Annotated in this window: 25 protein-coding genes, 4 tRNA genes and 1 pseudogene; 21 read left to right on the top strand and 9 right to left on the bottom strand. The window is 68.0% G+C overall.

Going from position 1 to position 26,987, the window contains the following annotated elements; genetic code table 11:
• Nucleotides 1–162 precede the first annotated feature (162 nt).
• Together UK23_RS23525 and UK23_RS23520 are read left to right on the top strand one after the other, a co-directional pair.
• Entirely contained in the window at nucleotides 163–738 is a 576-nt protein-coding gene (locus UK23_RS23525; protein WP_045313774.1) for a DUF998 domain-containing protein, read from the top strand.
• Nucleotides 735–2,720, top strand: coding sequence for a glycosyltransferase (locus UK23_RS23520; RefSeq protein ID WP_045313773.1), 1,986 nt, complete (start codon nucleotides 735–737; stop codon nucleotides 2,718–2,720). The genes UK23_RS23525 and UK23_RS23520 overlap by 4 nt, the downstream gene beginning before the upstream one ends.
• Here UK23_RS23520 and UK23_RS53895 read toward each other — a convergent pair.
• The 4 genes and pseudogenes from UK23_RS53895 to mptB all read right to left on the bottom strand — a co-directional run bounded on the left by UK23_RS53895 (nucleotide 2,701) and on the right by mptB (nucleotide 8,750).
• Entirely contained in the window at nucleotides 2,701–4,710 is a 2,010-nt protein-coding gene (locus UK23_RS53895; protein WP_419503899.1) for a DUF3376 domain-containing protein, read from the bottom strand. The two genes, UK23_RS23520 and UK23_RS53895, sit on opposite strands and share 20 nt — an antisense overlap.
• Nucleotides 4,658–6,250: pseudogene (locus UK23_RS55065) on the bottom strand (patatin-like protein); the annotation flags it as partial. The pseudogene UK23_RS55065 and the gene UK23_RS53895, both read right to left, overlap by 53 nt.
• A gap of 146 nt (nucleotides 6,251–6,396) precedes the next feature.
• Nucleotides 6,397–7,221, bottom strand: coding sequence for a serine/threonine-protein kinase (locus UK23_RS23510; protein ID WP_045313772.1), 825 nt, complete (start codon nucleotides 7,219–7,221; stop codon nucleotides 6,397–6,399).
• Entirely contained in the window at nucleotides 7,218–8,750 is a 1,533-nt protein-coding gene (mptB, locus tag UK23_RS23505) for a polyprenol phosphomannose-dependent alpha 1,6 mannosyltransferase MptB (protein WP_045313771.1), read from the bottom strand. The genes UK23_RS23510 and mptB overlap by 4 nt, the downstream gene beginning before the upstream one ends.
• 287 nt (nucleotides 8,751–9,037) lie before the next feature.
• Here mptB and UK23_RS23500 point away from each other — a divergent pair, with 287 nt between their 5' ends.
• The 15 genes from UK23_RS23500 to UK23_RS23435 all read left to right on the top strand — a co-directional run bounded on the left by UK23_RS23500 (nucleotide 9,038) and on the right by UK23_RS23435 (nucleotide 17,868).
• Complete coding sequence (locus UK23_RS23500; RefSeq protein ID WP_330770193.1) at nucleotides 9,038–9,709, top strand: metalloregulator ArsR/SmtB family transcription factor; 672 nt, start codon at nucleotides 9,038–9,040, stop codon at nucleotides 9,707–9,709.
• Complete coding sequence (gene sufB, locus UK23_RS23495) at nucleotides 9,706–11,160, top strand: Fe-S cluster assembly protein SufB (RefSeq protein WP_045313769.1); 1,455 nt, start codon at nucleotides 9,706–9,708, stop codon at nucleotides 11,158–11,160. Before UK23_RS23500 ends, sufB begins: the two co-directional genes overlap by 4 nt.
• A 1-nt stretch (nucleotide 11,161) precedes the next feature.
• Entirely contained in the window at nucleotides 11,162–12,319 is a 1,158-nt protein-coding gene (sufD, locus tag UK23_RS23490) for a Fe-S cluster assembly protein SufD (protein WP_045313768.1), read from the top strand.
• A complete protein-coding gene (locus UK23_RS23485; RefSeq protein ID WP_045313767.1) occupies nucleotides 12,316–12,630 on the top strand; it encodes a non-heme iron oxygenase ferredoxin subunit in 315 nt (104 codons plus the stop codon). The genes sufD and UK23_RS23485 overlap by 4 nt, the downstream gene beginning before the upstream one ends.
• Nucleotides 12,631–12,677: 47 nt before the next feature.
• Nucleotides 12,678–13,451 carry a Fe-S cluster assembly ATPase SufC gene (gene sufC / locus UK23_RS23480; RefSeq protein ID WP_045313766.1) on the top strand — a complete coding sequence of 258 codons (774 nt, stop codon included), beginning with the start codon at nucleotides 12,678–12,680 and terminating at the stop codon, nucleotides 13,449–13,451.
• Nucleotides 13,452–13,477: 26 nt separating this feature from the next.
• The gene (locus UK23_RS23475) at nucleotides 13,478–14,755 is read left to right on the top strand and encodes a cysteine desulfurase (protein ID WP_045313765.1); all 1,278 of its coding nucleotides are present in this window, start codon (nucleotides 13,478–13,480) and stop codon (nucleotides 14,753–14,755) included.
• Nucleotides 14,755–15,195 carry a Fe-S cluster assembly sulfur transfer protein SufU gene (gene sufU, locus UK23_RS23470; RefSeq protein WP_045313764.1) on the top strand — a complete coding sequence of 147 codons (441 nt, stop codon included), beginning with the start codon at nucleotides 14,755–14,757 and terminating at the stop codon, nucleotides 15,193–15,195. Before UK23_RS23475 ends, sufU begins: the two co-directional genes overlap by 1 nt.
• A 38-nt stretch (nucleotides 15,196–15,233) precedes the next feature.
• Entirely contained in the window at nucleotides 15,234–15,599 is a 366-nt protein-coding gene (locus UK23_RS23465) for a metal-sulfur cluster assembly factor (RefSeq protein ID WP_045313788.1), read from the top strand.
• A 173-nt stretch (nucleotides 15,600–15,772) separates the two neighbouring features.
• Nucleotides 15,773–15,910, top strand: a complete 138-nt coding sequence (locus UK23_RS51840) for a hypothetical protein (protein ID WP_156213326.1) — start codon at nucleotides 15,773–15,775, stop codon at nucleotides 15,908–15,910.
• Nucleotides 15,911–16,430: 520 nt separating this feature from the next.
• Nucleotides 16,431–16,503: transfer RNA gene (locus UK23_RS23460), tRNA-Gly, on the top strand.
• A 99-nt stretch (nucleotides 16,504–16,602) separates the two neighbouring features.
• Nucleotides 16,603–16,675, top strand: a tRNA-Leu gene (locus UK23_RS23455).
• 93 nt (nucleotides 16,676–16,768) lie between these two features.
• Nucleotides 16,769–16,845, top strand: a tRNA-Ile gene (locus UK23_RS23450).
• 1 nt (nucleotide 16,846) lies between these two features.
• Nucleotides 16,847–16,921 (top strand) — tRNA-Val (locus tag UK23_RS23445).
• Between the two features lie 71 nt (nucleotides 16,922–16,992).
• On the top strand, nucleotides 16,993–17,403 hold the full coding sequence (locus UK23_RS23440) for a hypothetical protein (protein WP_045313763.1): 411 nt from the start codon (nucleotides 16,993–16,995) through the stop codon (nucleotides 17,401–17,403).
• Between the two features lie 21 nt (nucleotides 17,404–17,424).
• Nucleotides 17,425–17,868, top strand: a complete 444-nt coding sequence (locus UK23_RS23435; RefSeq protein WP_045313762.1) for an NUDIX domain-containing protein — start codon at nucleotides 17,425–17,427, stop codon at nucleotides 17,866–17,868.
• Here the strand turns inward: UK23_RS23435 and UK23_RS23430 are convergent.
• Nucleotides 17,859–18,269: a CBS domain-containing protein gene (locus tag UK23_RS23430; protein WP_045313761.1), complete on the bottom strand. Its 411-nt coding sequence runs from the start codon at nucleotides 18,267–18,269 to the stop codon at nucleotides 17,859–17,861. The two genes, UK23_RS23435 and UK23_RS23430, sit on opposite strands and share 10 nt — an antisense overlap.
• A gap of 136 nt (nucleotides 18,270–18,405) precedes the next feature.
• On the opposite strand from UK23_RS23430, the gene UK23_RS23425 reads away from it, so the two are divergent.
• From UK23_RS23425 to UK23_RS23415, 3 genes are read left to right on the top strand one after another with little or no spacing between them, the layout of a single operon-like run.
• Nucleotides 18,406–19,677 carry a prenyltransferase/squalene oxidase repeat-containing protein gene (locus tag UK23_RS23425; RefSeq protein WP_045313760.1) on the top strand — a complete coding sequence of 424 codons (1,272 nt, stop codon included), beginning with the start codon at nucleotides 18,406–18,408 and terminating at the stop codon, nucleotides 19,675–19,677.
• Complete coding sequence (locus tag UK23_RS23420; RefSeq protein WP_045313787.1) at nucleotides 19,674–20,765, top strand: cytochrome P450; 1,092 nt, start codon at nucleotides 19,674–19,676, stop codon at nucleotides 20,763–20,765. The genes UK23_RS23425 and UK23_RS23420 overlap by 4 nt, the downstream gene beginning before the upstream one ends.
• A complete protein-coding gene (locus tag UK23_RS23415) occupies nucleotides 20,753–21,583 on the top strand; it encodes a UbiA prenyltransferase family protein (protein ID WP_045313759.1) in 831 nt (276 codons plus the stop codon). Before UK23_RS23420 ends, UK23_RS23415 begins: the two co-directional genes overlap by 13 nt.
• 7 nt (nucleotides 21,584–21,590) lie before the next feature.
• On the opposite strand, the gene UK23_RS23410 is transcribed toward UK23_RS23415, so the two are convergent.
• The 4 genes from UK23_RS23410 to UK23_RS23395 all read right to left on the bottom strand — a co-directional run bounded on the left by UK23_RS23410 (nucleotide 21,591) and on the right by UK23_RS23395 (nucleotide 26,361).
• Nucleotides 21,591–22,391, bottom strand: a complete 801-nt coding sequence (locus UK23_RS23410) for an SAM-dependent methyltransferase (RefSeq protein ID WP_045313758.1) — start codon at nucleotides 22,389–22,391, stop codon at nucleotides 21,591–21,593.
• Nucleotides 22,392–22,462: 71 nt separating this feature from the next.
• Nucleotides 22,463–23,551 (bottom strand): carboxylate-amine ligase, encoded by a 1,089-nt coding sequence (locus tag UK23_RS23405; protein ID WP_045313757.1) that lies wholly within the window; start codon nucleotides 23,549–23,551, stop codon nucleotides 22,463–22,465.
• 128 nt (nucleotides 23,552–23,679) lie between these two features.
• Nucleotides 23,680–25,356 (bottom strand): GGDEF domain-containing protein, encoded by a 1,677-nt coding sequence (locus tag UK23_RS23400; RefSeq protein ID WP_045313756.1) that lies wholly within the window; start codon nucleotides 25,354–25,356, stop codon nucleotides 23,680–23,682.
• 42 nt (nucleotides 25,357–25,398) lie between these two features.
• Nucleotides 25,399–26,361, bottom strand: a complete 963-nt coding sequence (locus UK23_RS23395) for a lycopene cyclase family protein (protein ID WP_045313755.1) — start codon at nucleotides 26,359–26,361, stop codon at nucleotides 25,399–25,401.
• Here UK23_RS23395 and UK23_RS23390 point away from each other — a divergent pair.
• The gene (locus UK23_RS23390) at nucleotides 26,360–26,830 is read left to right on the top strand and encodes a nitroreductase/quinone reductase family protein (protein WP_045313754.1); all 471 of its coding nucleotides are present in this window, start codon (nucleotides 26,360–26,362) and stop codon (nucleotides 26,828–26,830) included. The two genes, UK23_RS23395 and UK23_RS23390, sit on opposite strands and share 2 nt — an antisense overlap.
• Nucleotides 26,831–26,987 lie beyond the last annotated feature (157 nt).

Genomic DNA, 26,987 nt, shown 5'->3' with positions numbered 1-26,987 from the left:
GCGGTCGCGGCGATCCGCCCGAACGTGGGGCTCGCGGCCGTTTGCCGAACGAGCGCTGAAAAAGGTGGGGCTGGCCCTACCCCGGGCACTCAGGGACACCTCAGGGTTTGCTCGGGGGAGTTCCCCATTGGTTGATCAACGGGATCACCAGAGACTTTTGGCATGCTCGAGCAGGGGGCGAACAGACGGGGATTGGTGATCTGGGGACTGGTGTTCTCACTGGTCCCGGTTTTCTACCTGCATGTGGTGTCGGCAGGGCAGCTCAACCCGATCACCGACGTGATCAGCGACTACGTGTTCGTCCACAACGGCACGGAGTGGCTGGCCGCGACCTCGCTCAGCCTCGCGGCCATCTCCGCGTTGCTTGCCGTCAACCTGAGGGGAGTCGGCAGGTCAGCGCGGTGGCTCATCGTGGTCTGGTCGGCAGGGCTGACCGTGTCAACGATCTTCCCGACCGACCCGACGGGCGCGCCGACGTCGTTGTCGGGCTACGTCCACAGGTACGCGGGCGCGGTCATGTTCGTGGCGTTGCCGGCGGCTGGTGTGCTCATCGCGAAGAAATTTCCGGCCCTTCTCGGTATCGCAATAACGGCGAGCGTGTCGAGTGCGGCTTTTCTGGTCAGTCACGTTTCGTTCGCCGGTTTTGAGGCGCGCGGACTGACCGAACGCGTTTTGTTCGCATCCCTTTACGGACTTCTCTTCGCCATCGCGGCCCTACAGGTGAGGCGCACGACATGACCATGCTCGCCATCACGCTCGCCGTGTTCGGCGCCGTGTGCTTCGCGCTCGCGGCCCGCCTGCAGCACGACGCGGTCGCGGAGACCGGGGCACGGGTCGGCGTCCTCAAGCAGCCGCGCTGGCTGGCAGGCCTCGCCCTGCTCGTCGCGGGTGCCGGGATCCACGCCGTCGCGCTCGGCATGGCGCCGCTCACGGTCGTCCAGCCGATCGGCGTCCTGGCGATCGGCATCACGGCGCTCATGGACCGCCGCACGAGCGAGCTGCCCGCGATCCTGATCACCACCGTGGGCGTGGGCGCGTTCGTGTTCCTCGCATCAGGCAGTGCGACCGCAACCCAAGTCGCACCGGACGCCGAGCTCACGGCCGGACTAATAGTCATCGGCGCGATCGCCGTGCCCGGAGTCATTGCCGCCCTAACGACGAACGCGCGCGTCAGGGCCGTGGCGTTCGCATCGGCCGGTGGTGTCGCGTACGGGTACGTGTCCGTGCTCATGCGCGCCGTGAGCCAGTCGGTGCAGCAAGGCGGGTTCGGACTGAGTCACCTCGCGTCCGTGCTCGGCATCGCACTCTCGCTCGCCGTCGGCGGCTGGCTCGTCCAGCACGCCTACGCCGGCGGGCCCCCTCATCTCGCCGTCGCCTGCCTGACCGTGGTGGATCCACTGATCGCGGTCGGCATCGGCGCCTTCCTCCTCGGCGAGGCCGCGCACCTGTCCCCGTGGACCGGTGCCGCGCTGATCGCCTGCGCGTTCGCCGCAGCCAGCGGTGTGTTCGCCCTCGCTCGTCAACCTCGTGTCTCTACTCGATCGGAGCTTCCCGTGAACACCTCCAGCGCGCTGCGCGTCGTCATCGCCGCCGACACGTTCCCGCCGGACGTCAACGGAGCGGCGCGGTTCGCCCAGCGCCTCGCCACGGGCCTCGCGTCCCGCGGTCACGACGTCCACGTGATCGCCCCGGACTCGCCGAAGGCCACCGAGATCGACGGTGTGACCGTGCACCGGCTGCGCTCGCACCGGCTGCCGTTCTACCCGGACTTCCGCTTCTGCCTGCCGTGGCAGGCCGCCAAGGAGGCCGACGAGCTGATCAAGTCGCTCAAGCCGGACGTCGTGCACGTCCAAGCGCACTTCGTGGTGGGCCGGTTCGTCCTGAACTCCGCCGTCGCCCAGGGCATTCCCACGCTCGCCACGAACCACTTCATGCCGGAGAACCTGTTCAGCCACGCGCACGTGCCTGCGTTCCTGCAGGGCATGGCCCGCAAGTTCGCCTACCGCGACCTGGCGCGCGTGTTCGGGCGGGCCGACCTCGTCACCGCGCCGACACCGCGGGCCGTGCAGTTGTTGCACGAGAGCGGCTTCCCCGAACGCGCGGTACCGGTGTCGTGCGGCATCGACATCGCCCGCTACCAGCGGGAGGTCACGCACAACGACCGTCCCACGGCGTTGTTCGTCGGGCGGCTGGACGAGGAGAAGCGCGTCGACGAGTTCCTGCGCGCACTGGCCCGCGTGCCCGGCGCGTTCGGCGAGATCGTCGGTGACGGCACGTGCAAGGCCGAGTGGGAGCTGCTGGCCCGCGACTTGGGAATCATCGAACGGGTGCGGTTCCACGGGTTCGTGTCCGAGGACGAGCTGCTCGACGCCTACGCCCGCGCGGACCTGTTCGTGATGCCCGGCGTCGCCGAGTTGCAGAGCCTCGCCACGATGGAGGCGATGGCCGCGGGCAAGCCGGTGATCGCCGCGAACGCCATGGCACTGCCACACCTCGTGCACCACGGCCGCAACGGCTGGCTGTTCGAGCCGGGTGATGTGAACCAGCTGGCCCAGCGCCTGCACACGCTCGTGCACGACGAGCCGATGCGGGCCCGGATGGGCGCCGCCAGCAGCGAGATCATCTCGCACCACGCGCTGGCGGCGACCCTGGAGCGCTTCGAAGCGCTCTACGCACGAGCGATGGGCCACACGGCACCGGTCATCGCACTGGCGGCCTGAGCTTCTGCTCGATCCGTTGCGCGACAACGAGTCCGGTCTGGGAGAGGGTGAGCTCCGAGGGGTGCTCGCCCTTTCCCGCGATGAGGAACCGGTAGAGCGACGCGTGGCCTTCCAGCCGTTCGCGCAGCATCTCCGCGACATCGCACCCGTCCGGGTAGACCGCCGGAATCGCCTCGCTGACGAGCTGGCGGCGGATCCTGCGCCGTTCCACCCGGGGCACGTACCAGGACGTGATCAGCAGCAGCGTCAGCCCGAACGCCAGCGCCGTGCCGATCACCGCCTGCCAGCCCCATCCGCTCGGCCGGATGAGCAGCAGCACGTCGGCGACCGCGAGGTAACCGACGCCGTAGACCGCGGCCCATCCCGCAGTGGCCGCTGCCGGTGGTTCCGCGCGTTCGGTGCCCCACTCGCCTTCGACCCGGCGCCAGCGCTGCAGCGACTTGCCGCCGCTCAACGCCATGTAGATGCCGAACACTCCACAGAGGACAGAGGTGGGGATCACCAGCCACGGCTTGGTGTGCAGCTCGAACTGCCAGATCGCCCACACCAGCCCGAGTGCCACCAGCACTGTCGCCGCCTGCTTCCAGCGGCGCTTGATGATCTGCAACGGCCTGAAGTCGGCCAGCACCGCGAGCGGGGTGCGGATCGGGGCCGGTAGCGAGCCCAGGACCAGCAGCGCCGTGACGACCAGCGCCACTCCCGCGACCGTCACCGTGCCCGTGGTGATCTGCGAGCGGTCGTCCGGCAGCCGGTCGACCGCTATGGCTGTCAACGGGATCACCGGCGAGAGCAGCACAAGTCCGTGCAGCATCGTGCCGCTTCTCAGTGCCGCGTAACCGAAAGCGGCCAGCAGACAGGCCGCGCCGATCGCCGCGCCCGGACCCGCCGCCCAGGTCGGGAGCATGCCGAACAACGCCATCACGACCAGCGCGCCACCGACCGCGAGGCCCAGCAAACCCAGGAACTGGGCCAGGTTTCCGCCGCGCGTGAGGCCGGTGATCGTCCAGTAGGGGAGCAGCGCGGCGCCTCGCACCGCGCGGGTGACCGGGCGGACCGCGGCGAACCCCGCGCGTTCGGAGTCGGCCACCGTCACCGCGACAGCTGCTGCCGTCGCGGCGGTGCGGATCATCTGGTCCGACGCGGCTTCCTGCGTGAGCGGCTCGCGGCCGATCCCCGCGCGGTCGAAGGCGTTGAGCGCGGCCATGCCCATCGTGACCGTGTGTTCCTGCGGGAACTCCAAGCGCCGCAACAGATCCGCGTGTTCCTCCAGGAAGAGCTCACCTCGTGAGCGCTTGTCCGCCCCGTCGCCCCTGTCCGCGATGATCGCGGCCCTCAGCCGAGGCAGCTCCTCGCAGATGATCCGCCAGTGCAGGCCCCACGCGGCCAGTTCGGCGAGCTTCATCGACGACGGGGACAGCTCGTGCTCCGCCTCGTAGATGCCCTGCAGCTCCTTCTTGGCCTCCACGGCGCAGTTCGCGACCTGGATGGGCAGCTCTGGGCCGAACATGTGCTCGATGACGCTGTCGACGACCGCTTCTGCGCGTTGTTCCGGCGTGCGCGGGTCGTTCTCCGGGCGGCCGAGGAGGTCCATCCTGCGCAGGCGGCGTGGGTCGAACAGCACGCGGCAGAGCATCGTGGCGCCGTCGAGGCGGCCCCAGATCCAGTCGTTGACCCGCCAGGACCGCTTGAGGAACCCGGAGAACCTGCTGAGCGACGCGCCGCCGGCCTTGTCGTCGGCGGTGATCGACTGCTGGGCGAAGGCGTTGCGGGTCTGCAGCGAGACCTGGACCAGTTCGACCGGCGTGTCCAGGCCCGTGGAGGCGTCGTCGGACAGGCAGGTGCCGGCGATCTCCAGCGCGAGCAGCCTGCTCAGGCAGCGTTGCGCGTCCGACAGCCCGGCTTCCTGCTCGGTCGGCTGCTGGTCGAGCAGCGCGTGCCAGCAACCGAGTCCGCCCAGCCTGAGCCGGTGCTCGTCGAGGCTCGTGATCACTTCCTGGGCCTCGCCGACGATCCGGCCGATCTCCGCGATCTGCGCCTTCACCTCCAGGCCGAGGTGCCCGTCGATCATGTTCTCGTGGTAGCTGGCGAGCCGGCCGGTCCAGTACTCCTGGCTCACCCCGCAGCCTGCGCAGCTCCGCGCGGACCTGGTGGAGCTCGCGCCGGGACGTGGCGATCTGGTCGGCCTTGCCGTCCGGCGCGACCCACACGAGGCGCTTGAGCAGGTCGAGTGCCGACGCCCCAAGACGTTCGGCCATCGTGATGCCCCACTCCCAGCCGACACCTTCGCGGCAGACGGGGCTGGGGAGCTTCACACCCGGCACGTACGGCAGCACGCCGTGCCTCTTCTTCCAGTCGCGCTGGGCGGACTCCGCCGCCCTGCGCGCGCGTTCGAACGACCAGTTGGCCGGGTTTCCCTTGGGGAGCTCGAACTGCTGGGTGGTGATCTGGCGCGCGGCCAGCCTGATCTCGACGTCCTCGTAGTGGCCGAAGAGCTTGTCCGCCAACGAGTAGACCTCGTCCACCACGTTGTTGTCGTTGGTGTGCAGGCGTTCCAGGAGGGCCATGCGGCCACCCCTGCTGCTGGCCGCCCGGCGGTTGTGCTCTTCGATCTTCTCGACGTAGGTGCGGTTCGCCTGGCTGGACATGGCGCTCAGGAGTTTGGCGCCCGAGCTGACCGTGGTGGGGCCTTTGGCCAGGGTATCCGCGACCGGTTCCGAGCCGAGAGGTTCGGCGTGCGGGAAGACCAGGAGCATGACGCGGCGGACCGGGCCGTCGGCCGGCATGCGGTCGATGGCTTCCAGGGCTTCCCGCGTGGGGGTGTTGACCAGGACGCCGCCGTCGACCGCGAACCTGCTGCGATCGCCGCCGTTGGACCAGTTGGCGACGTCGGCCATGTCCGGGCGGTCCGGGGAGGCCTGGCCGCCCACCGGGATGAAGCTCGGCTCGAAGGCGAACGGGAAGCTGGCGCTGCTCCTCGCGGCCAGGGCCAGCTGCAGGACGCGGTCGTTGAGGGTGTCCGCGGTGAAGTCGTCCCTGGTCTGCTCGCTGACCCAGTTGTAGGGGTCGCGGCGGAAGCTGAAGCTGCCCTGGTGGACCGACTGGGTCAGCGGCTGGCCCAGGTCGTCGTAGGTGATCTCCGGTACGCCGCCCAGCAGCGTGGTGGTGATTCTGAGGTCGATCGGGCGCTGGTCCGGCTCGGTCGGGGTGAAGTCGGTGGTCAGGCGTGCGAGGGCCTCTTGGAGGCGGGGCAGGAAGAACTCGTCGCCCTTGAGCAACGACGCCGGTTCGCCCCGGAACGGGGTCCTGAGGAGCTGTTCCATCCGGCCCTGTTCAGCCCACAGGTCGCGGAGCCTGCTCAGGTCCGCCTGCTTGTTGACCTGGGACAACGCCAGTGCAGCCCCGTTGATGCCGCCCGCCGACGTGCCGGCGATGACGTCCGCTCTCGCGGTGCAGCCGACCAGGTCCAGCAGCGGCTGGTAGGTGGAATTCGGCCTGGTCAGACGGTCCAGTTCCAGGACTACGCCGCCCATCCAGACGGCCAGGCTGACGCCGCCGTTCAGCACGACGGCGAAGCGGACCTCCTCGCGCGACATGGGTTGCTGCTCGGTCATGCCGCATCACCCCCTCCGGCTTCGATCTTCCCCTGACCAAGGAGTCGCCCGCCGAACGGGTGTGGTTACTGGCCCATCAGCCGGGCGTAGAACGCGTTCAGGCGAGTCGCGGTCGGTTCCAGCCGGGTCAGCAGCTCGGATTCGGTCACGCCCGCTTCCTTCAGGTAGTTGAACAAGTGCACCGCGACCAGCTCCGCGTCGTGGCCGGCGTGCACGCGCGCGAACTCGCGCTCCACGGGATCCAGGTCGAACCGCGGCGAGGTGGCCAGCCCGAAATCGGCGAGGTAGACGCGAGAGCCGTCTGAGCGGATGTTGCCCAAGTGGATGTCCAGGTGCAGCAGATCCCGTGCCCGCAGCACGGCCACGAGCTCGGTGAGCTGCCGTTCCAGCTCGGGAACGCGCTCGACGGTGAGCCACTCGCGGATCGCGAACGGGATGTGGTCGAAGAAGAGCACGAGGCTGTGCGTGGCAGCGGCCAGCTCGGTGAAACGCGCGCGGATTTCCCGCGAGCCACCGAGTCGCGCGGAGGCCTTGTCGATGTCGGCGTACAGCGGGGCGACCGGCGGACGGCCCGGCAGCACGCGGAAGTGGTGCAGCGCGGGAAAACCGAGGGTTCCGGACACGAGCTGGTTCGCGGCCAGTTCGCGCCACGCGCCGAAACCCGGCGACCCGATGCCGAACTGGCAGATCACCGGCAGCCCGAAGAGGTTCGCGGTCGAGAACGGCCGCGTGAGCTCCCGATCCGTCAGCGGAACGCGCTTGGCGAACACCGGCGTGCCGTCGACGTCGAGCAGAACCGGGCCGCCACCCGCGCCCGAGCCGAGCGCTCTTCCGCGCTCCAGCAGGGAGATCAGTTCGGCGTCGGACTGCTGGGCGAGCCAGTCCCTCACGCCGGGTCGGACTTGAGGAACGGGCCGACGCGTTTGCGGGCGATCAGGACGCAGACCGCGAAGGTGATCACGGCGCCCGCCACGGCTTGCGGGATCGTGTAGGCGCGACCGTCGAACGCCGAGCCGGTGGGCGGGAGGACCACCGCGATGACCGCCGAGGTCACCATGGCGAAGGCGCGGAACTTCGGGCCCACGACCGCGACGGCCAGCGGGAGGGCCGCCCAGAGGACGTACCAGGGCTGCAGGACCGGGCCGAGCACCAGGATCGCGCCCAGGGAGGCGCCCAGGCCGTTCATGGCCTTGATCCGGCCCTTGAAGCTCTGCCAGAGCAGCCCGATCGTGATCACCACGGAGATGCCCTGACCCAGGATGCGGGCCACGGCGACCATCGCGTCGGTGTGGTTGCCCAGGCCCAGCGTGATGCCGATGCCCGCGCCGACGATGCCGAGAGTGGTCGGCGGCGACATCCAGGACTTGACGGTCGAGGCGACGTCCAGCGTGGTGATCCAGCCGAAGCCGAAACCGGTGCCCAGGCAGATCGCCACCACACCGACGGCGGCGACGGCGGTCATGACTCCGGCCACCAGGGCCAGGTGCTTGAACTTGCCGCCCAGCTTGCGGGCCACCATCACGCCCAGGAAGCCGAGCGCGGCCATGGCGGGGATCTTGACCATGGCTCCGCAGACGATGATCGCCGCGCCGCCGGTGATCCACGTCCATTTCAACGGTTCGAGGCCGCGCATCGCGAGTTCGAGGCCCACGAGCATCAGGCCTAGCGCGAGTCCGTCGTTGTGAACGCCGATGACGAGGTGGAAGAGCACCAACGGGTTCAGCGCGCCCAGCCACAACGCGCCGACCGGGGGCACGCCGAACCGGGCGGCCAGCCGCGGCAGGGCCCACACGATCATCGCCAAGCCGCACAACACCAGCAGCCGGTGCACGAACACGCCGGACACGACGTGGTCACCGGTCAGCATCGCGGTCAGGCGGCCGAACGCGAGGAACAACGGCCCGTACGGCGCCGGCGTCTCACGCCAGATGTTCGGCACACCGCGGGTCAGCACGTGGTCGACACCGAGAGCGTTGGCCGGGCCCAGCACGTACGGGTCGAGACCGCGCGCGGCGATCTCGCTCTGCGCCAGGTACGAGTAGACGTCGCGCGAGAACATCGGCACGCAGAACACCAGCGGCACGGTCCACATCAGCAGCGTGCGGTCCATCTGGCTGCGCGAGACCAGGCGCGGGCGGCCGGGGCGCACGAAGCGGCCCAGTGCCAGCCAGGCCGAGACGATCATGAAGATGCCGGTCCAGACGACCCCCATCGCGACCGAGGGCATCCGCGAGAAGAGCCCGAGAACAGGTACGCCGTACAGCGGCGAGTAGATCGGGGCGGCGCCGCCACCGAGCGACCCGACCGTCAGCAGCAGCGCACCGATCGTGCCCCAGCGACGGACGATGTCCAGCTGACGACGCTCTCGACCGTTCAAGAGGTCGCTCTCCGGAGTCACGGCTCCGCCGGAAGTGGGCATGCGGGCAGACTATCGAGTGCGGTGGTCGGGGCCCCTCACCGCGTCTTTCGGCGCTCAGCAGGGCACCTCGCGGCGTCGGCCCCGCGCCCGTATGCCCGATATGGGGACGCGGGGCCGACACCACGATCCACCCGTCTGACCGTCGAAAGCCGGGGCAAGGGGCCCCGACCACCGCACTAGGCACGTTCAGCCGTGAGTCAGGTCACCCTGTAGCCACGATCTTTGCGACCTCCGGCGAAATACGCAACACTGGTGTTGTGAAAAACGCCGAGACCCACCTTGACGCCGTGCCTCAGCACGACGGCAAGACTCGGCGTGCTGTCGCCAGGCTCCTGTTGGAGCAGGGCCCGGTCACCGCGGCAGCAGTTGCCGAGGAGCTGGGCATCAGCCCGACAGCGGTGCGCCGGCACATCGACGCACTGCTCGCGGACGGCGAGGCACTCACCAGGGAACAGCCGCGCCAGACCCAACGCGGTCGTGGCCGTCCCGCGAAGCTCTTCCTGCTCACTGACGCCGGACGCGCCCGGTTCGGCCACGCCTACGACGACCTCGCGGTCGCCGCGATCAGGTTCCTCGCCCAGACGGGTGGGGAAGAAGCGGTCAAGGCGTTCGCGCAGAGTCGTGTCGACGCGCTCGTGGACCGGCATCGTTCAGCGATCGTGGCCCAGGCCACACCCGCTGACCGGGCCAAGGCCCTCGCGACCGCGTTGACCAGGGAGGGCTACGCTGCGTCGGCACGTCACGTCGGCGTGGGCGAGCAGTTGTGCCAGCACCACTGCCCGGTAGCCCACGTGGCGGCTGAGTTCCCCCAGCTGTGCGAGACCGAGACGGAAGCTTTCGCCAACCTCCTCGGTTCTCACGTACAGCGCCTCGCGACGATCGCAAGCGGCCACGCCGTGTGCACGACGCACATCCCGAACGTTCAACGGATCCCAGATGATGGAGGGGAGCCCGCATGACTGCCGCTGCCGAGCAGCGCACGCCCACCACGGTGCAGTCTCCGCTCACGCAGGAAGAGACCATTGCGTCTCTCGGCAACTACGAGTTCGGCTGGGCCGACTCCGACGTTGCCGGCGCGAGCGCCCGCCGAGGCCTCAGCGAGGATGTCGTCCGCGACATCTCGGCGAAGAAGGACGAGCCCGAGTGGATGCTCGAGTACCGGTTGAAGGCGCTCAAGCTCTTCGACCTCAAGCCGATGCCGAACTGGGGCGCCGACCTCTCTGGGATCGACTTCGACTCGATCAAGTACTTCGTGCGGTCCACCGAGAAGCAGGCCCAGAGCTGGGAAGACCTGCCGGAGGACATCAAGAACACCTACGACCGGCTGGGCATCCCCGAGGCTGAGAAGCAGCGCCTCGTCGCCGGTGTCGCGGCTCAGTACGAGTCCGAGGTCGTGTACCACCAGATCCGCGAGGACCTGGAGGAGAAGGGTGTCCTCTTCCTGGACACCGACACGGCCCTGAAGGAGCAGCCGGAGCTCTTCAAGGAGTACTTCGGTTCCGTCATCCCGGCGGGTGACAACAAGTTCTCGGCGCTCAACGCCGCGACGTGGTCCGGTGGGTCGTTCATCTACGTCCCCAAGGGCGTGCACGTGGACATCCCGCTGCAGGCCTACTTCCGGATCAACACCGAGAACATGGGCCAGTTCGAGCGCACGCTGATCATCGTCGACGAGGGTGCCTACGTGCACTACGTCGAGGGCTGCACCGCGCCGATCTACTCGTCGGACTCGCTGCACTCCGCGGTCGTCGAGATCATCGTGAAGAAGGGCGGCCGCTGCCGCTACACGACGATCCAGAACTGGTCGAACAACGTCTACAACCTGGTCACCAAGCGCGCCAAGGCAGAAGAGGGCGCGACCATGGAGTGGGTCGACGGCAACATCGGCTCCAAGGTGACCATGAAGTACCCGGCCGTCTTCCTGATGGGCGAGCACGCCAAGGGCGAGGTCCTCTCGATCGCGTTCGCGGGCGAGGGCCAGCACCAGGACGCCGGCGCCAAGATGGTCCACATGGCACCGCACACCTCCTCGACCATCGTGTCGAAGTCGGTGGCGCGTGGCGGTGGCCGCACGTCGTACCGCGGCCTGGTCCAGGTCAACAAGCGGGCGCACCACTCGAAGTCCACGGTGAAGTGCGACGCGCTGCTGGTCGACACCATCAGCCGCTCGGACACCTACCCGTACGTCGACGTCCGCGAGGACGACGTCGCGATGGGCCACGAGGCCACGGTCTCGAAGGTCTCCGAGGACCAGCTGTTCTACCTGATGTCGCGCGGCCTGAACGAGGACGAGGCCATGGCGATGATCGTGCGCGGGTTCGTCGAGCCCATCGCGCGCGAGCTCCCCATGGAGTACGCCCTCGAGCTCAACCGCCTGATCGAACTGCAGATGGAAGGGGCCGTCGGCTGACATGGCCGCCCTGTCGACTCAACCTCACTCCCACGGTGCCGTCGTCCCGGTCGCCTCGCGCGCGGAGCACTTCACGTCCTACGACGTGAACGCGTTCGAGGTGCCGGGCGGCCGTGAGGAGATCTGGCGCTTCACACCTCTCAAGCGTCTTGCCGGTCTGCACTCCGGCGCTGCGGCAACGGGTTCCGCTGCCGTTGAGGTGAACGCCGCCTCCGGTGTCACCGTCGAGACGGTCGGTCGTGACGACGACCGCCTCGGCAAGGCCGGTGTGCCCGGCGACCGCATCGCGGCGCAGGCGTACACGTCCTTCGCTTCGGCCACCGTGGTCACGCTGCCCGGTGACGCGAAGTCCGAGCCGACCACCGTCACGGTGACCGGCGCGGGCTCCGGAACCGTTGCGTACGGCCACATCCTCGTGAAGGCGGCGCAGTTCGCCGAGGGCACGGTGGTCCTGGACTACCGCGGTTCCGGTGCGTACGCGGAGAACGTCGAGATCCTCGTCGCGGACGGCGCGCACCTCCAGGTGATCGCGATCCACGACTGGGCCGACGACGCCGTGCACGTCTCGCAGCACCACGTGAAGCTCGGCCGTGACGCGTCGATCAAGCACACGGTCGTGACGCTGGGCGGCGACGCCGTGCGCATCACGCCGGTCGTGCAGTACGCGGGCCGCGGCGGCGACGCCGAGCTGCAGGGCCTGTACTTCGCGGACGCGGGTCAGCACCAGGAGCACCGGCCGTTCATCGACCACTCGCAGCCGAACTGCCGCAGCAACGTCACGTACAAGGGCGCGCTGCAGGGCGAGGGTGCGCACACCGTGTGGATCGGCGACGTGCTGATCCGCGTGGCGGCCGAGGGCACCGAGACGTTCGAGCTCAACCGCAACCTGGTGCTCACCGACGGCGCGCGCGCCGACTCGGTGCCGAACCTGGAGATCGAGACCGGCGAGATCGAGGGTGCGGGCCACGCCAGCGCCACCGGCCGGTTCGACGACGAGCAGCTGTTCTACCTGCAGGCGCGCGGCATCCCGGAGGAGCAGGCACGTCGTCTCGTCGTGCGCGGCTTCTTCCAGGAGCTGATCGCGAAGATCGCCGTTCCCGAGGTGCGCGAGCGCCTCGAGGCCGCCATCGAGGCTGAGCTCGAGGCGGTCGGGGCGTGATTCGCGTGTGTGCACTGTCCTCGTTGGACAACCGCAAGCCGTTTCAGACCGAGATCGACGACGTCGCTGTCGTTCTGGTGCGGGACGGCGAGCGGGTGCACGCGCTGGCGGACGAATGCTCACACGCGGCGGTGTCGTTGGGCGAGGGCGAGGTCTCCCGCAAGGGGATCGAGTGCTGGTTGCACGGGTCGTGCTTCGACCTGGAGACCGGCAAGCCCTCCTCGCCGCCCGCCACCGAACCGGTCGACGTCTACGCCGTCGACATCCGTGATGGCGACGTCTTCGTCGACGTCACCGTCACCACGAACTGACTTCTAGCACAGCGCTAGTTTTATTGGCACCAGGAGAACGGCAAGTCATGGCCACCCTTGAGATCAAGGACCTGCACGTCTCGGTCGTCAGCGAGGACGCTCCCAAGGAGATCCTCAAGGGCGTCGACCTGACGATCAAGGCCGGCGAGACCCACGCCATCATGGGCCCCAACGGCTCCGGCAAGTCCACGCTGTCCTACGCGATCGCCGGTCACCCGAAGTACACGATCACCTCGGGCACCGTCACGCTCGACGGCGAGGACGTTCTGGAGATGTCCGTCGACGAGCGCGCCCGCGCGGGCCTGTTCCTCGCCATGCAGTACCCGGTCGAGGTTCCCGGCGTCTCGATGTCGAACTTCCTGCGCACCGCCGCCACCGCCGTCCGCGGCGAGGCCCCGAACCTCCGCCACTGGGTGAAGGAGGTCAAGGGTGCGATGGCCGACCTCGACATCGACCCGGCGTTCGCCGAGCGTTCGGTGAACGAGGGCTTCTCCGGCGGTGAGAAGAAGCGCCACGAGATCCTTCAGCTGGGCCTGCTCCAGCCGAAGGTCGCGATCCTCGACGAGACCGACTCCGGTCTGGACGTCGACGCGCTGCGCGTCGTGTCCGAGGGCGTCAACCGCTACAAGGCCTCCGGTGAGGTCGGCGTCATGCTGATCACGCACTACACCCGGATCCTCAAGTACATCGAGCCGGACTTCGTGCACGTGTTCGCGAACGGCCGGATCGTCGAGTCCGGTGGCCGCGAGCTCGCCGACCAGCTCGAGTCCGAGGGTTACGTGAAGTACACCGGAAAGTCGGAAGCCGCAGCCATTTCCTAGCGTTGAAGGTGTTGAGAGGAGGCGCTGTGACCACCACCGCAGCACCACTGGATGTAATCGCCCTGAGGGCGGACTTCCCCATCCTGTCTCGCACCGTTCGTGACGGGAAGCGCCTGGTCTACCTGGACTCCGGCGCCACCTCGCAACGCCCGACGCAGGTTCTGGACGCGGAGAAGGCATTCCTGCAGACCGCCAACGCGGCGGTCCACCGGGGTGCCCACCAGCTGGCTGAAGAGGCGACCGACGCGTACGAGGGTGCGCGTCAGCGCATCGCGGACTTCGTCGGCGCCGACTTCGGTGAGCTGGTGTTCACCAAGAACGCCACCGAGGGCTTCAACCTCGTGGCGTACGCGATGGGCAACGCCGCCACCTCGGGTCCCGAGGCCGCGCGTTTCGTCGTGGGTCCCGGCGACGAGATCGTCGTGACCGAGATGGAGCACCACGCGAACCTCGTTCCGTGGCAGCAGCTCGCTGCCCGGACCGGTGCGACGCTCAAGTGGTTCAAGCTCACGCCGGACGGTCGTCTCGACCTGTCCGATGTGGACAGTGTGATCACCCCGCGCACCAAGGTCGTGGCGTTCACGCACCAGTCGAACGTGACCGGCGTGATCAACCCGGTCGACGTGCTGGTCGCGGCGGCTCAACGCGTTGGCGCTCTGACGGTGCTGGACGCGTGCCAGTCGGTTCCGCACGGCCCGGTCGACTTCCGCGCGCTGGGCGTCGACTTCGCGTCGTTCTCCGGCCACAAGATGCTCGGCCCGTCCGGCATCGGTGTCCTCTATGGACGTCGTGAGCTACTGGAAGCGTTGCCCCCCTTCATCACCGGCGGCTCGATGATCGAGCTGGTGAAGATGGAGGGCTCGACGTTCGCGCCGCCGCCGCAGCGGTTCGAGGCCGGTTCGCCGATGACGTCCCAGGCCGTGGGCCTGGGTGCCGCGGTGGACTACCTGTCCGTCGTCGGCATGGAACGGATCCACGCGCACGAGCACGCGCTGACCGTTGCCGCGCTTGAAGGTCTTTCGGGCATCAAGGGTGTCCGGCTGATCGGTCCCGCCGACGCCGTCGACCGGGGCGGCGCAGTGCCGTTCGAGATCGAGGGCGTCCACCCGCACGACGCCGGCCAGGTGCTCGACAGCCTGGGCATCGCCGTCCGCGTGGGCCACCACTGTGCGTGGCCGCTGCACCGCTGCCTGAACGCCCAGTCGTCGGTGCGCGCGACGTTCTACCTGTACAACACGCTGGACGAGGTCGACGCACTGGTCGACGGCGTCCGCGAGGCGCAGAAGTTCTTCGGGGTTGCCTGATGCAGCTGCAGCAGATGTACCAGGAGATCATCCTGGACCACTACAAGAACCCGCACGGCCGAGGCCTGCGCGACCCGTTCGACGCGGAGTCGTTCCAGGTCAACCCGACCTGCGGCGACGAGGTCACGTTGCGCGTGCACGTGGTCGACGACGTGGTGCGGGACGTCTCGTACGACGGCCAGGGCTGCTCGATCAGCCAGGCCTCCACGTCGGTGTTGACAGACCTCGTCGTGGGTAAGCCGGTACCCGAGGCCTTCAAGAAGCTGGACGCGTTCGTCGAGCTGATGCAGGGCCGCGGCCAGATCGAGCCGGACGAGGACGTCCTGGAGGACGGCATCGCCTTCGCCGGCGTCGCGAAGTACCCGGCGCGCGTGAAGTGCGCGCTGCTGGGCTGGATGGCCTTCAAAGACGCAGTAGCACGAAGCCAGGGAGCAGCATGAGCACCGGTTCTGAAGAGGTAGTCCGGGGCGCCGAAGGCATGCCGGTCTACGAGCCCAAGGCTGACGTCGCCGGACTGGACGTCGCCGCACTGGACGACGTCGAAGAGGCGATGCGCGACGTCGTCGACCCGGAGCTCGGCATCAACGTCGTCGACCTGGGTCTCGTCTACGACATCCACGTCGACGAGAAGAACGTCGCCACCATCGACATGACGCTGACGTCCGCGGCCTGCCCGCTGACCGATGTCATCGAGGACCAGACCCGAGCGGCCCTGACCGGCGGCGGGGGCGGTGGCCTGGTGTCGGACTTCCGCATCAACTGGGTGTGGATGCCGCCGTGGGGCCCGGAGAAGATCACTGACGACGGCCGCGAGCAGTTGCGCGCGCTCGGTTTCACCGTCTGACGTTCTCGTTCGCCTAACGGCGCGCATCCACCGGGTGCGCGCCGTTTTGGCGTTGTGGGGCAGGTGCGCGCGCTACGCTCCGCCGGTGAAACCACTGGTCCTGGCTGTGCTGGCGTTGTTCGCCGTGTCCTGCAGCCCGTGAGGGCGGCGAGTGGAAGGCCGACCCCACCGCGATGACCGAGTACGCGACCGCGGTGATCGAGCAAGTGGCCGCCAAGAAGGGCGTCACCGCCGACCAGGTGATCAACGAAGCGCTCACGGCGCAGTTCGGTGCGGCCCGCGCGGCCGAGCTCCATCATCCGGTCGGCTGACTTCGCCTGCGGGTGGCAGCGGTACGACTGCGTCGGTGCTGACCAGTGCAGGCAGGCGGGCACGACTGCCCAGTCGCTCCGCATGGAGGCCGCGACAGCCACCATCCTGTGACGCCGTGATCCAGGGCTGAGATCCCCTGGTCCCCATCGAATGAATCCACTATCTGGAACGTGGCGCAGAGCTCCATTAAATGTGTTGCGGGCTCTCGTGGCCGTCGCTTAACTTGTTCCCATCACGAACGACAGAGATCAACCGGAGGAAGACATGCTCGCCAAGGCTCAGCTCGCGGGATGGCGAATTCTCGCCTTCCTCGCCGGTTGCCTTCTGGTGCTGGCGTGGGGTTCCAGGCCATGACCTCGTAGCAGGTCCTGACCTCGGAGCCGCCAGGGAGAATCCCAGGCGGCTTTTGTTTTGCCCTGCCCAACAATGCCGACGAGCTTTGGAAGCGGAACGGATTCCAAACCCGTTTCCCGAGGGTTCGACTCCTTCCGTCGGTGCCGCACAACTGAATACCGCAATGCGGTCGTGGTGAACTCGGCGGACACGTCGGTCTTCCAAACCGAAGCAGAGGGTTCGATGCCCTCCGGCCGCTCGCGACGAAGTGGATCTAGGGGCCACGCCACTAGCCCAACTGGTAGAGGCACATGGTTGAGGGCCATGACAGTCGGGGTTCGACTCCCCGGATCCGCACGCCCTTGTAGCCCAACGGGAGAGGCAACGCGCTCAGAACGCGTCCAGTCCAGGTTCGAATCCTGGTGAGGGCACTCGACAACTGAACATCGACGGGGGACGCGCCGGCGCGCAGGTGATCCTTGCAAGATCGCCCTGGAGGGTTCGACACCCTCGTCTTCCACTGTCGTCCCGTAGCTCAGCTGGAGAGAGCGTCCGTCTGATACGCGGTAGGTCCCAGGTTCAAGTCCTGGCGGGACGACCACCGTCCGGTAGCTCAGCGGAAGAGCATCTGTCTTACAAACAGAGGGTCCCAGGTTCGAAACCTGGCCGGACGACCAAGCCCCACCTTCGAGTGAAGGGCCTCCTGGGAACTGGTGGTTGAGCCGTTTGGTTTCTAACGTCCAAGCGCATGCGGACCTCAACGGCACTGCTGGCGACGACGGCCCTGATGCTCTGGGGCGGGCCCGCCCAAGCCGGGCCCGAGGTCGAGCGGCTAATCGAGTTCTCCACCCAGCACTGGTGGGGCGAGCAGAACGTGACGTTCAAGGGTGCCGTGTGGCGCATGTCGGACGACACCTACAAGGTCACCGGTGACCTCCGCTCGAACTGCGGCGGGTCGCGTCGCGACATCAAGCTCGAGTACAGCCTCATGGACGAGCGGTGGAAGTCGTCACCGGCAAGTCACTGCGACAACGCTGGACCGTTCAGCTCGGGAGCGCTGCCCATCAGGAGGCCCCAGAACATCGAGGTCCAGGTCTGCTTCATGCACGCCTCGCAGCCGAGCTGCGGAGGTCACCGGTACTTCGCGCCGTGGAGCTGAACGCCCGCGTACAAAGGAGCTGTGGATCACAGCAGCAGACCGATCTCCGCGGCCGGCGCCCTCTTCTTCGACGACGAGGGCCGTCTCCTGCTCGTCGAACCCAACTACAAACCGCACTGGGAGATCCCGGGCGGTGTGATCGAGCGGGGCGAGACCCCGCGCGAAGCCTGCAGGCGCGAGATCGAGGAAGAGCTCGGTCTCATCAGAGAACCCGGCAGGCTGCTCGTCGTCGACTGGGCACCACGACAGGACGACGACCGGATCCTGTTCGTCTTCGAAGGCGGCCTGATCACCGACCCGGCCGGGATAAGCCTCCAAGCAGCGGAACTCAGGTCCTGCGAGTTCGTGAGTCCAGACCAGGTGCCGGACCGCCTGATCCCCAGGCTCGCACGGCGCGTCCGTCAAGCGCTGCAAGCCCGGGAGTCAGGCGAGACCCGCTACCTGGAACACGGTCGTCAGGCGTAGACCCGTTCCACGAACAACGCCAGCTGGTCCTCCGGCAGGTGCCGCGCGAGGTCCGCCTCGGACACCATCCCGACCAGCCGGTGGTCGTCGATCACCGGCAACCGCCGGATCTGGTTGTCTCCCATGGTTTCCAGCACGTGTGCCAGGGAGTCCGAAGCGTCCACCCAGTGGACGTGGCCGCCGAACTCGCCGGCGCGGGTCGTCGCCGGGTCCATGCCCGCGGCGACGGCCCTGATCACGATGTCGCGATCGGTGATGATTCCGTGCAGCCGGTCGTCCTTGCCGCAGATCGGCAGGGAGCCGACGTCGAGGTCCCGCATCATGCGGGCGGCGTCCAGCAAACTGGCGTCCTCGTCCACGCACTGCACTCCTGGGTGCATGATCTCGCGCGCTGTGGTCATGTCTCCCAGGATCCGCCTGGCTAAACCACTCTGCAGGGTGGTCCTCTGAACGGCCTAGACGCTTGCGGGCTCAATGGTCCAAAGTGCTACTCTCTGTGGTCCTACGGTTACGCAGTTGCTATCTCCGGGGGCCGCGATGAACCTGTTAGCGGAACTGACCGACGATCCCTGGAGCGGTGTTACACCGTCGGTGTACGAGACCGGCAGACTCGTCGCGCTGGCACCGTGGCTCGAAGGCCACCACGCCAGAATCCGCTACCTCATCGACACCCAGAACTCCGACGGCACGTGGGGCGGACCCGGCGAGTACGCGCTGGTCCCGACGCTGAGCGCGGTGGACGCACTCCAACGCCACCCGGCGGCGCGCAAAGGCTTCGAGGCACTCAGAAAGCTGCTCAGACGGCCGCTCAAACTGCCGGACACGGTGGCCGTCGAGCTCATCGTGCCCGCGCTCGCCGAGAGACTCGGCCTGCGCACTCCGCTCGACCCGCGCCCGCTGCACGCCCTCAGACACCGCCCGCTGCCCGAGAAGCTCTGGCACACCCTCGAAATCTTCGGCCCCCGCCCCGAGGTCAAGACCACGAACGGCATCGTCGCCGCCAGCCCCGCCGCGACCGCCACTCAGCTGCGGAGACCAACCAGGAGCCAGAGCCTGGACTACCTCGAAGCCGTCCAGAGAAGACACGGCGGACCGGTCCCGGCAGGCGTTCCGGTCCCGCTCTTCGAACGTTCCTGGATCATCGTCGCCCTCAAGTCCGCCGGCCTCGACGTCCCCGATCCCATGATCGAGCAGATCGAGCTCACCGAGGAGGGCGCGGCAGGCGGACCAGGGCTCCCCGCCGACGCCGACGACACCGCGACCGCACTGCACGCCCTCGCGTTGTGCGGCAGCCCGCGACCGACCGAGGTGCTCAACCGCTACCGGGAAGCCCGCCACTTCGCCTGCTTCCCGCACGAACGCACCCCGTCCACCAGCACGAACGCCCACGCCCTCCAGGCCCTCGAACAAGACGAAAAACTGGAGGAGTGGCTGCGGGACATGCAGGAACCAGAAGGCTGCTGGCGCGACAAGTGGCACGCCTCGCCCTACTACGCGACCGCGTGCGTGACGAATGCCCTGCAAGGCAACGAGAAGGCGGTCGACTGGGTGCTGCGGACGCAACGAACCGACGGCTCGTGGGGCAGATGGGAAGGCACCTACGAGGAGACGGCCTACGCCATCAGAATCCTGTCGCACTCCCGAAAACCGGTCACCACAGCCATCACCCGCGGCGCGAGGTTCATGCACGACTGGGGCGACCGGGAGCACCCACCGCTGTGGCACGACAAGGACCTCTACACCCCGACGCGAATCGTCAGAGCTGAAGGCATGGCAGCACTCCACCTCGCCTGCGCGGTGTGCCGATGAACCGGACCGAGCTGCGGTTCGCACTGCACCTGATCCCGTTCCTCGACTCACTGCAGGACTTCGAGGACGGCATGGTCAAGCTGAGGGACAAGCGCTGGCTCGTCTGGCACCCGGACGTCATCGCCGCGCTCTTCCGCCACGACCGCGAGCTGCACCACCCGCCGAGCCGCACGCTGAGCCCGTTGCTGGGCACCAGATCCGTGCTCTGGCTCGACGGTGAGGAGCACACGAGATACCGCCGCACCCTCGCACCCATGTTGCGCGGCAACAGATACCAGGCACTCATCGACGAGATGGTCGAGCGCTCGATCGCCGAACTGCCGAGCGACCCGGTGAGCCTGCCGAACTGGACCAGAAGACTCACCCTGAGAATCATCGGCCGCATCGTCTTCGGCGTCGACGACGAGGAGCTGCTCCAAGCGTTCACCCGCTGGCTGGACCGCAGACTGAACAGCCGGGTCCGCACCCTCGCCCACAGATACCTGACGCCGGGCACCACGAGATTCGACCCGCACCTCGACCGAATGCTCCTGCACAGAGCCAGAACCGCCGAACCACCGGCACTGGCCGCCTACCTGCCCGGCGAAGACCTGCGCGACCAGGTCGTCTCACTCCTCTTCGCGGGCCACGAGACGACCGCGAGCGCCACCGCCTGGACCCTGTACTGGCTCGACCGGAACCCGGACCTGAACCCGGACCTGGACCTGGACCTGCTCGAAGCCACGATCATGGAGTCGCTGAGGCTCTCCCCACCGGCCGCGCTCGCGGGCAACCGGATGAGCGACGACGGCATGGTGATCACCCCGAGCATCTACCTCGCCCACCGCCGCGCCGCCACCTACGACCGCCCGCACACGTTCGACCCGACCAGGAGCCAGCCGCCGCCCGGCGCGTTCTTCCCGTTCGGCGGGGGAGTCCGGCACTGCCCGGGCAAAGACCTGGCACTCACGGAAATCCGCACGATCGTCAGGGCGTTGCTGCGGCACCGGAGAATCCGGCTCAACAGCACCCACTGCACACCCCAGCTGCGGGGCGCCGCGATGGCGCCTCCGCCGAGCCTCGCGATGGTGGCCACGTGCCGGCGCTGACCTACCTCCACCGCCTGGAACACCCCTTCGGCGTGCACTACGCGTGCTGCGCCGCCTGGGGTGCCTGCTACGCGACGAGATTCGACCTCGCCGTGATCATCGCGGTGCTCGCCAACTTCGTCGCGATCATCTCCGGCAACCCGCTCAACGCCTACGCCGACATCCGCAACGACATCCACACCGCTGAGAAACGCCATCTGGCGCAGGCGGTCCAGGAGATCGGCGCGCGGAAGGTCCTCGCACTGGCGATCTTCGAGATGATCTTCGCAGAGGCGCTGGCGATCGCCGTGTCGTGGCGCGTGGCGGTCGGCGTCGGCCTGATCCTGGCGCTGTACCTGGCGTACAACCTCGAACCGATCAGGTTGAAACGCCGCGGCTATTCCGGCCCGGTCGTGCTCGCGATCGCGGCGGGGCTGCTGCCGAGCGTCACGGCTTATGCGGCAGCCGGCGGGCAGGCGGACCCGGCGGTGTGGCTCGTCTTCTCCGGTGTCGCGGCACTGGCGACCGGCCGGGCGCTGTGGTGGGCCGTGCCGGACCGCGCCGGCGACGCCAGGGTCGGTTCGAACACGCCCGCGGTCGTCTACGGCACAAGACATGCGATCAACGCGACCACCCAGCTCACCGTCGGCGGCTTGCTGCTGGTCGGCGGCGGGCTGTGGTTCAGGTTCGGGTGGATGTGGGCAGCGGTGGGCGTGGCCGCGTGCTCGGCGTTCCTGCTCGCCAGAGATCTCCCGACCGCCAGACAGCAGCTGCGGTACGGCATGTCGATGGCGGTGGTGTCGACGATCGTGCTGGCCGCGATTCCCCTGCTCGCCTAGACAAGGCTCAGATCTTGCGCGCCAGCCCGCCGCATCCCTGGAAGTTCTCCGGGTTGCGGTCCTCGATCTCGTCGGGATCCGGGTCCCACAACGGAATCGGCACCACGCCCGGCTCCAGGATCTCCATGCCGTCGAAGAACTGCACGACCTGCTCCGGGTACCGGAACGTGAACGCCGGCAGCGGCTGATCCTCGTACATGGCACCGAAAAGCCCCACCGCGGCCAGCATGAACGGGTCGCGGCACGTGTGCGACAGCCCGAGACAGCTGCCGGGCACCAACGCGTCCATGTACTTGGCCAGCACCTTGTGCGGCTCGGCCTCGTCAGGGACGAAGTGCAGCACGTCCAGCACCAGCACGGCGACCGGCTCGGACAGGTCCAGCGTCGTGCGGACCTCCGCCGACTCCAGCACCTTCTCCGGCTGGCAGAGATCCGCGCAGAGGTACGAGACCCGCGGGTTGCGCGCGACGAGCTCACGGCCCTCGCTCGCCACCGCCGGGTCGATCTCCACGTAAACCACGCGCGCGTCGGGCGCGACGAGGTGCACGTTGTCCGCGGTCGGCAGGCCGGAACCGAGGTCGAGGAACTGCCGGATCCCCAGCGCGCTCAGCCGCTGCACGACTCTGCCCAGGAACGAGCGGTGCGTGCGGCACAGGTACGGCAGATGCGGTGCCGCGGACACGAGATGGGCCGCCAGTTCCTGGTCGGCCTCCGTGTTGTGGGTGCCGCCGAGCCAGTAGTCCCTGACGCGTGCGGTGTTGGGTTTCTCCGGACCGTTCACTCCCGGTGCCCAGACGGGGGTGGCCACGGGGACTAACTACCGGATCCAGGCTTGGAGGCACACCAAGCCGACTGAAGATGTACCCGATCGAGTGAACGTCAGACCGGCGCAGTCTGTGCGACGAGGAATCCCACCACGTCGTCGAGCCTGCCGCGACGAGCGAACGCCCTCCGCTGCCGGGCCGCACCCGTGCCGTCGAGCAGCAACCGGTCGATGCCGTCGCTCACCATCTCGTAGTCGCCGGAGAACTCCAGCGCCGGCCGGATCCACCTCAGCATCGACGCCGCGATCGTGGACGCGGGCGTGGGCGAGCCGGTCACCGGGTCGATGCCGAAGCCCTCCAGGCCATCGCGCGCGGCCCGCCACAACGCGACCTTCAGCAGGTGCGGGGGGATCGGTGCGGGCGCGGCACCGGAACTCAGTGCGGTGGCGGCGATTCCGCGCACCAGAGCGGCCATCAGAACGGCTTCCTCGACGGTCGGTGCGACGTCCGAGACACGGAGCTCGAGCGTGGGATGGCGCGCGGAGAGCCGGACGTCCCAGTAGAGCATCCCGGCGTCCATCGCCGCGCCGCTCGCGACGATCTCCTCCCGAGCCGCGTAGTACTCGGCCGCGGAGTCGAAGTGGGGAGGCGCACCCGAAGTGGGCCAACGGTTCCAGACGACGTAGCGCCAGCTCGCGTAGCCCGTGTCGGCGTCGAGCCAGTACGGCGAGTTCGCGCCCAGCGCCAGCAAGGTCGGCAACCACGGCCGCAGGTGGTTGCTCACGAAGATCTTCGACTCGTCGTCGGGCAGCCCGACGTGCACGTGGCAGCCGCAGATCGCGAGGTCGTTGGTGAGCGCTCCCATCTCCTGCGCCATCCGGTGGTAGCGCGGGGAGTTCGTCAACGGCGTCGGCATCGTCAGGCCCAGCACGGGAGTTCCTGTGGCGGCAAGGCGAGCGTCGTGCCGCGCCGCCCGTTCGATCAACGCCCGGCGCGCGACAGCCAGTTCGTCGCGCAGCTCGCTCATGTCGGTGCAGATGCCGCTCGCCGATTCCACCTGGTACTGCGCGATTTCCTGCTGCAGGTCGACCTGGTAGCGGTCGGCTCCGGCGAGAACCTCGTTGGCACGGTTGGCCAAGTGCCCGGTCGAGGACTCGACGAGAACGAATTCTTCTTCCACCCCAACGGTGAGGAGGCCGTCCATGCTCGTGCGTTGCGCGGGTACCGATTGAGTTCTGCTGCCGACCTGCACGCCGAACCTCCTGTGCGCTGAGTAACGACCTCGATGCTATGAGTGATCAGGTCGTCGCACAGGAGGCGTTCGGTTGTACTTCAGCTCACGGCGCGTTGCGCGACACCCCTCAGCACGTCGCGTCGATCGGTGCCCGGCCGGCCCATGACCCAGCTCGACCCGGCTAGCGACTTCGCGTGCTCCTTGACGGGTGCCAGCAACCGTGACACCTCGCGGTACGACCCCACTGACCCCGGTGCACAGATAAGGGTCGCAAGAGAGAGGGTGATGTGTCGTCCTTCTGCCGTGTACGGCTTGTCCAGCAAACGAGCACTCAGCGGCACCGTTTCGTCCAGCCCGGCGAGAATCAGGAAGTCGTCACCACCGACGTGGCCGACCTGCACACCCTGGAACACGTGCGCGAGGTCCGCCAGGTCGTGCCCTATCTCGCGGATCAGGTCGTCGCCTGCCGCGAACCCGACCGTGTCGTTCACCAGCTTGAAGCTGTCGACGTCCAGCCAGGACACCGCGAAGATCTCGCCGAGCCCGATGCGCCGGTCGACCTCCGTGGAGATCGCGTCGCTGCCGGGGAGCCTCGTGAGCGGGCTCAGCGCGGCCGCCTGCTCGACCTTCAGCTCGGCGACGCCGCGCACGACGTCCGCCACGCGCACGACGCCCATGCACCGCTCGTTGTGGTCCACGACGATGAGGTCGTCGTTGGTGCGCTCACGGTTCGCGCTCGCCACCACGTCGAGGAGGTCGAGCGCCGACGACTCGGTGCCGATGATGTGAGGCTTGTCCGCGAGCCGTGCGGCTTCCCGTTTGGCGTGCAGAGCGTGTCCGTACGGCCCGGTGACCGCGAGCAGGAACCTGTTGCGGTCCACGGACCACTTGGGGCGGCCCTCGTCGTCCACCAGCACCACGCCGGTGACCGACGGCTGGCCCGCCAGGACCTCGCGCACCTCTTCGCTGGTGGCGTGTTCGGGCAACGTCGTGGCGGGGTGCAGGAAGGCGGTGATCCGGGGACCAGTGTTGTGGCGGCGGATCTCCCCGGTCTCCGTGACGGCCTCGGGGGCGATGCGGGCGTTCACAGCCGGTCTTCGCTGCGGAGGTGCGAGCAGCTTGCCCTGCGCGTACCCCACTCCCAGCTTGCGCAGGTACGTCAGTTCCGCGTCGGTCTCCACGCCCTCGGCCACGACCTGACCGCCCGTGTACTCGCCGAGGTGCACCAACGACTTGACGAGCGCGCCGCGCGCTGCGTCGCCGGGCAACGTGCGGACGATCTCGCGGTCGAGCTTCACGTAGTCCGGCGCTGCGCTGGTCAGCAGGCTGAGCGGCACGTCGCCCTCGCCCACGCAGTCGAGCGCGATCCGGAAGCCGTTGTTCCGCAGCGTCTGCATCCCACGCGCGAGACGGGCGCGGTTAGCGCGTGAGTACGGCTCGCCGATCTCGATCACGATGCTGTCGGGGGAGCGGCCGGCGTCCCTGAGCGCGCCGTAGAGCGGGCTCATGATCTCCGGCTTGTCCGCGACGGTGATCGCGAGCAGGTTCACGTGCAACGGCAGCATCAGGTCGAAGTCGGCCGCGGAGCGGATGGCGCGGCAGGCGAGTCCGACGTCGGCGTTCGCCAGCAGTCCGGCCTGGAAGGCGGCCTGGAGGAGATCCTGCACGCTGCCGTCGTGCGGCCGGGCCAGAGCCTCCACCGCGACGACGCCCCCGGTGTTCAGGTTGAACAGCGGCTGGAAGGCGAACCTGACGTCATCCAGCAATGCGGGCACGTCTCAGATCGTGCCGGTGCGATTGACCTGCACCAAGGGCGTTCACCAGGTGTTCATCATCTTGGCGCGAAGGCGCCACGGTGCCGCTCGGAACAGTTTCGCCATCGCGGCCGTCGTACCGCGTACGTCCTCGCGGCCGGAGAGGTAGGCGCGTTGCAGGTCCGGGTCGAGCCGGAAGAACAGCTCGAAGAAGTCCCTGGTCTGTTCCGCGTCCATGCGCAGCAGCGCTGCCAGCCCGAATCGCCTCAGCGCATGCACTGTCCGGGCTTTTCGCGACCAGATGACGTGTTCTGGGTTCTCGCCGGCCTTGATGGCCTGGGCGACTTTCGGGGCGAGTTGCAGCGAAGTGGCGACGCTGTAGCCCGTGGCCGGGTGGATGAACCCTGCTGCTGCGCCGAACGCGTTGGGCGCTCGTGGTGCGTCAAGGGGGAAGCGGACGCGCTCCTCTTGCGAGCCTGGTTCCAGCCGTGAGTGGAGCCTTCTTCTGAGCTCGCTGAGTGGCATGCCTGGGCGCCTTGCCAGGCAGGTCTCTTCCACGAGCGTCCGGTTGTCGCCTAGCGGGACCGTGTAGAGGAACGTGTCGCCGTTGCGCCAGTCCATCAGCGTCGTATCGGTGTTGTCCGACTCGATGACCGTGCCCACGGCCGTTTGCTCGGCACGGCCCTTGCGTGCGCCTGTGGCGTTGAAGGTGTAGCGCGCCTCTGTTGGTGCCTTGAGGATCTCTACTTGTTCCGGCAGTTGGTGTAGTTGGGCGTTGTCGAGGACGACGTAGGTGCGCGGGATCAGGTGTTCTTCGCGCGCGTAAGCCCTCACGGTCGTGCTTCGTGTCTTGGTGGATGTGTGGGGCGGGAGTTCGTCGGCCCACGCGCCATAGGTCGCCGTGTAGATGCGGTGGGGGTGGCGGTCGACGATCGCCGTGTGGAGTCCTTCGTGTGCGCACGCGCGGGCGAGCGCACGGCCTGCCGGGCCACCGCCGATCACGAGCACGTCGTACACGGGGTCCATGATTGACGTTGTGGCCAAGACCTACCGCTCGACCCTCATCCGCCGCGTCGGCAACGTCGTCATCGGTGGCGCCGTCAAGCTCGGCATCGCGCCCTCTCACTACGTGCTGCTGTCCATCCGCGGACGCCACAGTGGTGCGGAGCGGACGATCCCCATCCGTCTGATGCGCTTCGACGACCAGGAGTGGTTCGTCGCGCCGTACGGGGTCCGCGACTGGGTGCGCAACGCACGGGCGGCCGGCTCGGCGGTCGTGCGAAGGGGACGTAGGTCACGTCAGGTTCGTTTGACGGAGGTTTCCGCGGCCGTTGCGGCGCCCGTACTGGCGGCTTATGTCGTGAAGGAGCCCGTGACTAGGTCTTTCTTCGACGCACGCGTCGGCGACCCGGTCTCGGCGTTCGAGGCCGAGGCTTCGCGCCATCCGGTCTTCCAGGTCGAGAACACGCAGGTCAACGGTGGTGCAGAGGCCTAAGTGACCCCCCGATTTGGAGATCGAAACACCCCCATGTAATGTTCTCCAAGTCAGAGCGACACGGGCCGGAAAACAAGCCGGAACGAGCCTGGCAACACAAGCCCCGGAAGTAATCAGCCGAAAAGCTGACGTAACTGCGGTGAGCGCGTGTTCTTTG

It is taken from the genome of Lentzea aerocolonigenes, from assembly GCF_000955955.1.
Lineage (GTDB): Bacteria > Actinomycetota > Actinomycetes > Mycobacteriales > Pseudonocardiaceae > Lentzea > Lentzea aerocolonigenes_A.
Note: the sequence above shows the minus strand (reverse complement) of the source record. Positions and strands in the feature narration are given on the sequence as shown.